The sequence below is a fragment of the Palaeococcus sp. (in: euryarchaeotes) genome, from assembly GCF_053987695.1.
Genome location: NZ_JBMXHE010000086.1, coordinates 1 through 9,047, shown reverse-complemented (window position 1 = coordinate 9,047; position 9,047 = coordinate 1). Strand labels below are relative to the sequence as shown.

General features: G+C 44.6%; 10 protein-coding genes. 6 read left to right on the top strand and 4 right to left on the bottom strand.

What is annotated here, in order from left to right; translation table 11 throughout:
* The first annotated feature begins 260 nt into the window (after nucleotides 1-260).
* Nucleotides 261-1,313 (top strand): aminopeptidase, encoded by a 1,053-nt coding sequence (locus ACXJGZ_RS07175; RefSeq protein ID WP_456398819.1) that lies wholly within the window; start codon nucleotides 261-263, stop codon nucleotides 1,311-1,313.
* Between the two features lie 32 nt (nucleotides 1,314-1,345).
* Here ACXJGZ_RS07175 and ACXJGZ_RS07170 read toward each other — a convergent pair whose 3' ends face one another.
* The gene (locus ACXJGZ_RS07170; protein ID WP_456321663.1) at nucleotides 1,346-2,515 is read right to left on the bottom strand and encodes a cation:proton antiporter; all 1,170 of its coding nucleotides are present in this window, start codon (nucleotides 2,513-2,515) and stop codon (nucleotides 1,346-1,348) included.
* A 296-nt stretch (nucleotides 2,516-2,811) separates the two neighbouring features.
* Here ACXJGZ_RS07170 and ACXJGZ_RS07165 point away from each other — a divergent pair, with 296 nt between their 5' ends.
* A complete protein-coding gene (locus ACXJGZ_RS07165; protein ID WP_456326320.1) occupies nucleotides 2,812-4,005 on the top strand; it encodes a redox-regulated ATPase YchF in 1,194 nt (397 codons plus the stop codon).
* Here ACXJGZ_RS07165 and cyaB read toward each other — a convergent pair.
* The 3 genes from cyaB to ACXJGZ_RS07150 are packed head-to-tail and all read right to left on the bottom strand — an operon-like array spanning nucleotide 3,980 to nucleotide 5,519.
* Nucleotides 3,980-4,501 (bottom strand): class IV adenylate cyclase, encoded by a 522-nt coding sequence (gene cyaB / locus ACXJGZ_RS07160; RefSeq protein WP_293255934.1) that lies wholly within the window; start codon nucleotides 4,499-4,501, stop codon nucleotides 3,980-3,982. The genes ACXJGZ_RS07165 and cyaB overlap by 26 nt on opposite strands.
* The gene (locus ACXJGZ_RS07155) at nucleotides 4,502-4,984 is read right to left on the bottom strand and encodes an Lrp/AsnC family transcriptional regulator (RefSeq protein WP_456321661.1); all 483 of its coding nucleotides are present in this window, start codon (nucleotides 4,982-4,984) and stop codon (nucleotides 4,502-4,504) included. It abuts the gene before it with no gap.
* Nucleotides 4,962-5,519 (bottom strand): UbiX family flavin prenyltransferase, encoded by a 558-nt coding sequence (locus tag ACXJGZ_RS07150; RefSeq protein WP_456321660.1) that lies wholly within the window; start codon nucleotides 5,517-5,519, stop codon nucleotides 4,962-4,964. The genes ACXJGZ_RS07155 and ACXJGZ_RS07150 overlap by 23 nt, the downstream gene beginning before the upstream one ends.
* 680 nt (nucleotides 5,520-6,199) lie before the next feature.
* Here ACXJGZ_RS07150 and ACXJGZ_RS07145 point away from each other — a divergent pair.
* From ACXJGZ_RS07145 to ACXJGZ_RS07130, 4 genes are read left to right on the top strand one after another with little or no spacing between them, the layout of a single operon-like run.
* Nucleotides 6,200-6,499, top strand: coding sequence for an FUN14 domain-containing protein (locus ACXJGZ_RS07145; protein ID WP_456398815.1), 300 nt, complete (start codon nucleotides 6,200-6,202; stop codon nucleotides 6,497-6,499).
* A gap of 32 nt (nucleotides 6,500-6,531) precedes the next feature.
* On the top strand, nucleotides 6,532-7,851 hold the full coding sequence (locus ACXJGZ_RS07140; RefSeq protein ID WP_456321643.1) for a lipopolysaccharide biosynthesis protein: 1,320 nt from the start codon (nucleotides 6,532-6,534) through the stop codon (nucleotides 7,849-7,851).
* 52 nt (nucleotides 7,852-7,903) lie between these two features.
* Entirely contained in the window at nucleotides 7,904-8,347 is a 444-nt protein-coding gene (locus ACXJGZ_RS07135; RefSeq protein WP_456321642.1) for a BlaI/MecI/CopY family transcriptional regulator, read from the top strand.
* 20 nt (nucleotides 8,348-8,367) lie between these two features.
* Complete coding sequence (locus ACXJGZ_RS07130) at nucleotides 8,368-8,952, top strand: hypothetical protein (RefSeq protein WP_293257009.1); 585 nt, start codon at nucleotides 8,368-8,370, stop codon at nucleotides 8,950-8,952.
* Nucleotides 8,953-9,047 lie beyond the last annotated feature (95 nt).

Here is a 9,047-nt window from a genome sequence, read left to right as displayed (position 1 = left end):
GAGAAAGCTAATTCCATGCTGACCCAGAAAGGGGCTCTCATAGCCCGAGTAGTCCTCAACCAGGGTGTATATTTTCATGGAATCACCAAATAAACTTTGATGTTCTGGTAATTATGCTTTTCCATACACTGTTAAGAGGAGGATGTTTTTGATATGTTAATAGAATAAAACACTATTATCAAGCACACTGCACTTATCCTCCCAGTATCCTTTTCCATAAGCGTTATTAAGTTTGGAGGGAATTAAAGGGTGGTGGTGGAATGCAGCTAATAGAGGTTTCTAGAACTGTTATGAAAGAGGTTCTCGACCTTCAAGAGGGAGAGGAAGTCCTCATCATCACGAATCCGGGGGAAGTATTGGGAATCTCCCTAAGCCTCTTTCATGCCGCGAAGGAGTTAAGAGCAAAACCGACCGTGATGATCCAGGAGGTAAAGGAAACACTTGATTATGCAGAACGGAGCGTCCTGGGAGCTCTAAATAGCGAGCCGGATGTTGTTATCTCTATAAGTGAGAAGAAATTTGGAAAGGATCCCTACGGGCTCAACATAGGATACATTGGGAGGGATAACAAAAAATATTCCCATCTTTTTGAAAAGCTCCTGTGGGGAGATAAAAGGATTAGAGCCTTTTGGAGCCCGGGAATAGATGTCTACATGTATCTAAGAGCGGTTCCAATAGATTACGCCCGTTTGAGAGTGGAGGCGAGCGTACTTGCTCAAATTCTGGACAGGGGGGAAGAGGTGCACATAACGAGTGAAAAGGGCACAGACCTGTGGATAAATATAAAAGGCAGAAAAGCCCTAAAGGATGATGGAGATTTTAGAAAGCCGGGGAGAGGGGGAAACATTCCAGCTGGAGAGGTTTTTATATCACCCACATTAAGAAAAAGCGAAGGGATAATTGTTTTCGATGGGACACTGGGGCTTGGAGGGAAGAGTATACTCCCGGAGAAGCCTGTGCGGGTGGAGGTAGAGGAAGGCTTTGTTAGAAGGATAAAGGGAGGAAAAAATGCAGAAAAACTTGAAAATGCAATTAGGGATGCAGAAAAGAGGGCACTGGAGATGGGCAAAGAAGAGTTTGCAAGAAACTCGTGGAATTTAGGTGAACTCGGCATTGGGCTCAATCCCAAGGCGATTATGAGTGGAAAGCTCCTTGAAGATGAGAAGCTGAGAAATACCGTTCACATAGCGATAGGAGCAAACTACGATAATGATGCCCCTGCTCTGAATCACTTCGACTGCCTCATCATGAACCCCACCGTGGAGGTGGATGGAGAGAGGATAATGGAAAAGGGACGATTTTTAATCTTTTAATCTTTTAACCTTCTAACCTTCAATCTTTTATCTTATTTCCTTCTAAATGCCCAGACCAATAGAGGAGGAGTTATCAACGTTGTTATAATCGTCATTGAAACGCCTATTGCAAAGAATATATCATTGAAAATCCCTTCTCCCTTTGCGATTGTGAGCATAATGAGAGCGACCTCCATTCTGGGTATCATTCCAATGCCCACTCTAAGTGCTTCTTCCGGCTTAAACTTTGAGAGGAGAGCCCCAGCTCCACAGCCCACTATCTTTCCAAAGACTGCTATGGTGGCATATACTCCTATGAGAGCCAGTGTGGAAAAGCCATACTTGTAGAAAACATCTATGTTTGTGTGTATTCCAATGCCGACCAGGAAGACGGGAACGGGAAGAGCATATGCTATGGTAGTCATTTTATCGCTTATTCTCTTGGCTTCGTCGGTCTGCCCTATAAGGAGCCCCGCGAGGTAAGCGCCCGTTATTCCCGCCACTCTAAACTCCTCCGCTATAAAAGCCAAGCTCATAACAATCGCCAGTGCAAATGCCGTGGTTGTCTCCGGGAGATCAATTTTTGAGGAGACCCTTATGATCCACTTCACCACGGGCACACCAACTATGATGACGAGCACAAAGAAGGTGGTAACTTCCACAAGCAGCTTTAAGATCTCCTCCAGGTTTATGCTCCCCGTCCTGCTCAGCGCGACAAGAACCGTTAAAACTATTATACCCAGGACATCATCCACAACTGCAGCGGCTAATATGCTCGCTCCTTCTTTAGTCCGAAGCTTCTTCATCTCCATCAAAACGCTTGCTGTTAGGCTAACGCTCGTCGCTGTTAGAACGCCTCCCAGAAAGAGGGAGGTCATCGGGCTGTGGGTAAAGGGGAGCGTTGCAAAGTAGCCGAGGACGAACGGAACGAGAACACCCCCAATGGCTATAAGAAAAGCCGGAACACCAACCCGTTTAAACTCATCTATATCCGTTTCAAGACCTGCGAGAAAGAGAAGCATCACAACACCGAGCTCACTCAGGAACTGGAGGCTCTCTCCTATATCAATCAGATGAAGGAAGGATGTTCCTATTATTATTCCGCCAATGATTTCACCCATTGCAGACGGCTGCTTTATTCTCGTGAAGAGATATCCAAATGCTTTTGAAATGAAAAGGATTATAGCCAGGGAAATAAAGGGGTCGGTTAGGGGGAGCTCCATGAAATCGCCTCCACGAACTGCTGGGTTCCATATCCAATAGCCTCCTTCCCTATATAACAATTTTGATGAACCGGCCCCTACCCAAGGGTAGGGGTTTCTCGTTGGAACCCTCACAATTAAAATTACTGCATCCCCTGAAGGGCGAGGCTTTTGAGAGAGAATGTACTGGCAGGATAATTGTGATATGCCGACATCTATTTTACGGACTTTATCATGGGTTTCCTCTTATTCTAACAGTATCGGTGGCATCAAGTAATCTTTTATACCCGAAGGGAGAGGATAATTGGGGTGATGATATGGAGATTGGTGTCGTTGGGAAGCCAAATGTAGGAAAGTCCACGTTCTTTGCAGCCGCAACCCTCGCCGAGGCTCAGATAGCAAATTATCCCTTCACAACTATTGACGCTAATGTCGGGGTGAGCTATGCAATAGCAGAGCACCCGTGCAGGGAAATTGGATGCACGCCGAATCCCCAAAATTATGAATACAGAAATGGAATGGCTTTAATCCCCATTAAGATGATAGATGTCGCCGGACTGGTTCCGGGGGCTCATGAAGGGCGCGGACTCGGAAACAAGTTCCTCGACGATTTAAGGATGGCATCGGCTTTGATTCATATTATCGATGCAACAGGGCGAACCGATGAAGAGGGAAGACCCACTGATCACTACGATCCAGTAAATGACATGGAATTCCTCGAAAAGGAGATAGACTACTGGATCTATGGAATACTCCACAAAAACTGGGACAAATTCTCGAAGAGGGTGAAACTCCAGCACTTAAAGCTTGCCCAGGCCATAGCCGATCAGCTAACGGGTATTGGCGTGAGTGAACCGGATGCCTTTGAAGCGATTCACAGGCTCGGATTGAGCGACGACCCCACAAAGTGGAGCAAAGAAGATATAATGAGTTTTGTAAGCGAGCTCAGGAAGATAAACAAACCTCTCATCATAGCTGCAAATAAAGCCGATGCCGCAAGTGACGAGCAGATAACCCGCCTTGTGGAAGAGGGAAAGAAGAGGGGGTATATCGTTATACCAACCTCAGCCGCTGCCGAGCTGACGCTTAGAAAAGCTTGCAAAGCTGGCTTTATAGATTATACCCCCGGAGATTCCGACTTTAAAATTGTGAAGAACCTAAATGAGAAGCAGAGGAGAGGGCTTGAGCTTATAAAAGAGAAGGTTTTGGATAGATTCGGCTCCACGGGAGTCCAGGAGGTTATAAACCGTGCAACATTTGATCTCTTGAAGCTCATACCCGTGTATCCTGTGGAAGACGAGCATAAACTCACGGATCAGTTCGGAAACGTTCTCCCCCATGTTTACCTCATGAGGAAGGGTTCAACACCCAGAGATCTGGCATTTAAGGTGCACACTGATCTCGGGAAAACGTTCCTCTATGCTGTGAACGCGAGGACAGGAAGAAGGGTTGGAGAGGATCACGAACTTGAGTTTAATGATATAATCAAGATTGTCGCGACTGCGAGGTAGTTTCCTCCAGGAGCTCCTGATAAAGTCTTGGCTCCACATCCTCCTCGTTCAACCCGAGGAGTCCTGCAATCTCCCATATCCTCTTTTTTGCATACTCAACATCCTCGCTCATAACCTCAATGTCAAGGAAGTCACCAAGCCCTTCCACGCGATTGAGCTCGAATGTTACATCATCGAGCTTATACACGAGTCTGTGCTTTTTAACCCACACATCCTCCCTAAAACCCAAACGCTTTAAAATCTCCTTCATCTTTTCAAAATCGCTAACCTCAACTTCAATCTCATCAAACTCCTCGTTTCTCTCGTCTTGGATGTATTTATATCCGAGAATGCTCTGCCCCAGATTGGCAATCCTTCTTATGCGGAGGAGATGTTTTGGAGGTAGGGAGAAATAGAGGTCTTCCTGAACCTCCTCACCAACAAATCCGGCCCCTAATGCTTCGATTTTTTCCATTATCTCTTCAAGTTCAACCCTAAACTTTATCTCAATCTCCATCTAAATCTCCGCTAAAAATCCTATCAAATCCTTTCCTTTCTTGAATTCCCTAACCGGGAGAATTAGAACTTCCTTGAGGGTTGGTATTGTCTTTATATTATCCTCTATAAAACTCTCCAGCTTTTCCTGGGTCTCCTCACCAACAAGGGCAACTATGTAATCTTCCTTACTTTTAACAACCGCGAGGACATTTGGGAGCATTGAGAGGGTTTTTGTTATGTATTCAAGATAGCGCTCCAAGAAGTCCTCAATTACCGGCTTTTCCACCCTTAAAACCAGAAAAGCCGTATACTTGGGTTTAACCTCATCACCAAGGATTATGGTATATTTTTCAATTACACCCCTCTCCTGAAGTTTTTTTATCCTAAAGTGGATCGTAGATTCCGGCTTGCCCAGTTTGGAGCTTATCTCAGAAATAGTAAGCCTTGCATCTTCCTTAAGGAGCTTGATTATCTCCCTATCAAGGTCGTCGAGTTTCAGCATGAGCCCCACCCCATCTTTTGAACAAATTATGATCAATTCTCAAACTATCTAAAATTTTACCTATTATAAATTTTACCATATCGTCTAAATTTTTAGGTTTGTGGTAAAATCCTGGAGATGCTGGCATAATTATCCCGCCTGCTTGGGTAACCTTCAACATGTTTTCGATATGAACCAAGCTGAGGGGCGTCTCCCTTATCACCAATATCAATTTTTTGCGCTCCTTTAATGCAACATCAGCAGCTCTAATTATCAAATTATCAGAGAAGCCGTTGGCTATCGCTGCCAGTGTCTTCATAGAGCACGGTGCGATAACCATGGCATCGAAAAGGTAAGAACCTGAAGCAACAGGAGCAAACAGGTCATCTTCCCCATAATCATACTCAAGTTCATGCCCTAACTCATACCCGGCAACTTCTATCCCTGTTTTCGATGCTAGGACTATAACATCATGTCCAAGCTCCCTAAGTACCCTGATGAGTTCCACTCCATATATGCTTCCGCTGGCACCCGTTATAGCAACTACTATTCTCACCTAAATCACCAATAATTTGGATTTTAAACAATCACTTTAAAATTTGTATGCTATCCCTTAAAAGCTTATCTTAAAAAGAGACCATACTGTAGGATAAACTGTGGGCGTTAGGTTTAAGTTTCTGGTAGTACTTCAGAAAAAGGAGGGAGAAGTATGAAAGCTGAAACCATTATTTAGCGGGTGGTTTCAGCCTTCGCCGCTGACCTCCTCCCCTTTGCGAGGGTTCCAATGAATTAACCCCTCGCCAATGACGGGGAGGTTTGAGGGGTTCTCATCAAAACAACCCTTGAAAAGGGTTCTTCGAACCCCTCCGGGAGGGTCTTTCCCCGGTTACCCCTACCTCCCGCAAGAGCGAGAAGGCTCGGGGTTATGGTTTAAAGGCCACTCTTTGGAGTTTTCAACTGCCGAGAGGCAGTCTTGAAAGGACACCTAACGGCGTCAACCCCCCAACGCTGGAGGGTAACGTGAAACCCTACATCTCATCGGGTTGTTTTACGGTGGCCTCTTCGAGGCCTTATTACATTGCAAGAGTTTAGAATGGTTTCAGGGTTTAGGGCTCCTTGGGATTTTACTGCATCCCCGCCCTGAGGCTTTCAAAAGAAAAATGTCACATAACAGTCTGCAGTATCAAAGAGAAAAGGTTTTATCCAAAGCTGCAAAAATTATAGCGGTGGTAAATGATGGAGTTTGACATGGGCAGCATGCTTGGAGATATCGGTGTGGGCGGAATTGTTGGATTTATAAGCGGCTATGCCCTGAAGAAGTTTATAAAAATAGTGCTCGCTTTAATCGGAGCTTACGTTATAAGCCTCTTCTGGCTACAGCAAAAGGGGGTTATATCAATAAACAGAGATGCGCTTTTCAATCTTACCCAGAGCGCTGCAGGGCAGGCACTTGGATTGGGAGATAAAGTTTTAGGGATCCTACCCGGAGGAGGGGCTTTTGTAGCGGCATTCTACCTCGGATTTACAAAAGGATAAAGGTTAAATTCCCTTGAATCCTTCTCCATTATATGAGCTATGAAAAAAGGGTAATCCTGAAGCACTCAGCAGCCAGCATTGTGGCACTTGCATTGTTTGGAATCAGCAGGTTTATATACAGCCTCTTTATATCGAGAAAATTTGGGATAGAGGCTCTGGGAAGTGCAAACTCTCTTATAAGTCAGGCGTTTTTAATCGCAATTCCCCTGAGTTTCTTTGCTGTAGGTCTGGGGAAGTATTCGGCAGAATTTTTGGGACGCGGACAAATTGAGAGGATACGATCAATGTCCACAATAGGCTTCGCTTCAATACTTATTGGCGTTGTTCTCCTCCCTCTCAATTTTTATCTGGCGCTGATTTCAATTTTTAGAGCATTCCAGCTCACATTCAGAAGCTTCTTCTACGGGATTCACAGGGGAGAGGTCTATGCCTATATAACACTCGCAGCTTTTTGCGTGTTCCTGCTCTCTTTCCTCATTTCAAATATATATCTTCCCTATATTGCACTTTTGGGCGCTGTGACACTCCTGGGGGTGCTCTACAACCTAAAAAACTCCCTCTTTTCAAAGCCCACCTCAGAGGACTTTAAACTCCTACTCGCCTATTCATCAATGGCTTTCTTGGGAACCCTCGCGGGCGTCTTTTTAATCCAGGGCCCTTATTTCATGAGCGAAAAGCTGGGGAGTGCTACCATAGCAGGCAAGGTGTCCGCTTCACTTTCGGCCGCCTTCCTTTTAACGTACCTCCCGCAGGTTCTCCAATCCGCAATAATGCCCCTCTACTCCTATAAATACGGCAAAAATGAAATGGATTATGTAAAAAAGCTTGCTGAGGGGACAACTGAGATTTTGAGCTATATAATAGCTCTTATAACCTTCGGGGGGCTGATTATCGGGAGAGAGATTCTCTCATACATGTTCGGCTTTTCCTTGGGCAGAGAGTTTTACCTTGCCTTAATAGCTATAGAAGTCTACATAGCGTATAATCCTTCAATAGTGGCACTATCATCGACCCGCTACATAAAGGACAGCACTTTAATTTCCATATTTGGTGCTATTGCCACTCTCATCGCATGGTTTTTCTTAATACCTGCAATGAAGGAGACAGGAGCCATGCTGGGGCTTCTAATCGGTTATGCTCTAATATTTTCAGGAGTGGCATATTTTTCAAAAAAACGGCTTGAAATATCCTTAAAGTCATACAAACCTCTCCTGTTTGCCCTGCCACTCCAGGTAAGCTTCTTAATATCCAAAATTGCCGTGATGTTTGCCCTGATAGTATATCTCTATCTAATGAAGGAAGAAGCCAGGAAGGGGTTGCACCTTCTGGGAAAGATTAAGGGTGGTCAATAGTGACCACTATTCCTTTATATCATAACAAGCCAATTCTAAATCAGGGAACATCATGGCAGATGAGAGAGACATAGAGAAGCTTGCAAGGGAAGTCGAAAGTTTGAGGAATGCTATGAAGGAGCTTATGAGAAGCTTTGAGCTGGCATCCCAGCTGGCACAGAATTACATCAAGCTTATAAACATGTACGCGCAGTATGGGGGTCTCGGTATAGACGTCATGATACCCCAGATAAAGCATGACCCGATCGCGAGGGAAATTGTAAAGATACTCTTCGATAAAAAAAGCGCCAACATAAGTCAGATAACGAGGGAATTGAAAGCCAGAAGGGGAAAGGCCTCCCGGAATACGGTGAGAGAGAAGTTAAATCGGCTGGTGGAGCTGGGAGCTGTTGTGGAAATCGAGAACGAACATAGCAAGGAGTACATTCTGAACAAGGATGTGATCTCAAAGTGGTTAGAATTGATCGGTATCCCCATCAACCTTGAGCAGATATAATATTTATCGAGGTGGTTGATATGGAGTTTGATGAAGAAAAATTTGAAAGGGAAATGAAGAAAAAAGTTTTAGAAGCTATGGAAAGCGGGCAAGGAGCTCAAAAATTAATAGAGGAAACCCTGAGGGAGCTCACAAAGCAGCTGAAGGAAGCAAAGAGTGAGGAGGATGTAGAACTCATTGAAAGAAAGATGGAGGTTCTGGAGGATATGATAAAGGACATGAGCAAAAAGGGCCATGGGGATAAAGAAGACGTGGAAGAGCTTAAAGAGGTCTTGGAAACTGTTTCCCAGCACCTCCCGACCATAATGGATTCAATATTCAGCCCTCTAAAAACCCTCCTAAATGATGTCTACGACCCAGAAAAGTCAGAGAAGCTCGGTAAAAACGTGGCAAACTTCTATAAGGAGCTTATAAGTGCAGGTATGGAACCAGACAAAGCCTTTGAGCTTACAAAAGAATACATGAACAGTGTAAATATCATAAAAACCCTTGCTTCTGAATTTATGCAGAAAAAAATGGGAGAAATTAAGGAGCTTGAAGGGCTTAAAAACCTTGGCAAAAAGAAGAAAAAGATAATTGAGGAAGAATTTGAGGAGGAGCTTTGATGATACTTTCCCTTTTCAGGCTCTCTCTCATACTTCCAAAGCTGCTCTGGGAGCTGGCCGGTATGAAGAGAGCCATGAAGAAGGGGAAAAGAGCG

What these genes read in the sequence shown, in the direction of transcription:
- ACXJGZ_RS07175 (WP_456398819.1), top strand. Translation starts at nt 261, where the DNA reads ATGCAGCTAATAGAGGTTTCTAGAACTGTTATGAAAGAGGTTCTCGAC.
- ACXJGZ_RS07170 (WP_456321663.1), bottom strand. Translation starts at nt 2,515, where the DNA reads ATGGAGCTCCCCCTAACCGACCCCTTTATTTCCCTGGCTATAATCCTT.
- ACXJGZ_RS07165 (WP_456326320.1), top strand. Translation starts at nt 2,812, where the DNA reads ATGGAGATTGGTGTCGTTGGGAAGCCAAATGTAGGAAAGTCCACGTTC.
- cyaB (WP_293255934.1), bottom strand. Translation starts at nt 4,501, where the DNA reads ATGGAGATTGAGATAAAGTTTAGGGTTGAACTTGAAGAGATAATGGAA.
- ACXJGZ_RS07155 (WP_456321661.1), bottom strand. Translation starts at nt 4,984, where the DNA reads ATGCTGAAACTCGACGACCTTGATAGGGAGATAATCAAGCTCCTTAAG.
- ACXJGZ_RS07145 (WP_456398815.1), top strand. Translation starts at nt 6,200, where the DNA reads ATGGAGTTTGACATGGGCAGCATGCTTGGAGATATCGGTGTGGGCGGA.
- ACXJGZ_RS07140 (WP_456321643.1), top strand. Translation starts at nt 6,532, where the DNA reads ATGAGCTATGAAAAAAGGGTAATCCTGAAGCACTCAGCAGCCAGCATT.
- ACXJGZ_RS07135 (WP_456321642.1), top strand. Translation starts at nt 7,904, where the DNA reads ATGGCAGATGAGAGAGACATAGAGAAGCTTGCAAGGGAAGTCGAAAGT.
- ACXJGZ_RS07130 (WP_293257009.1), top strand. Translation starts at nt 8,368, where the DNA reads ATGGAGTTTGATGAAGAAAAATTTGAAAGGGAAATGAAGAAAAAAGTT.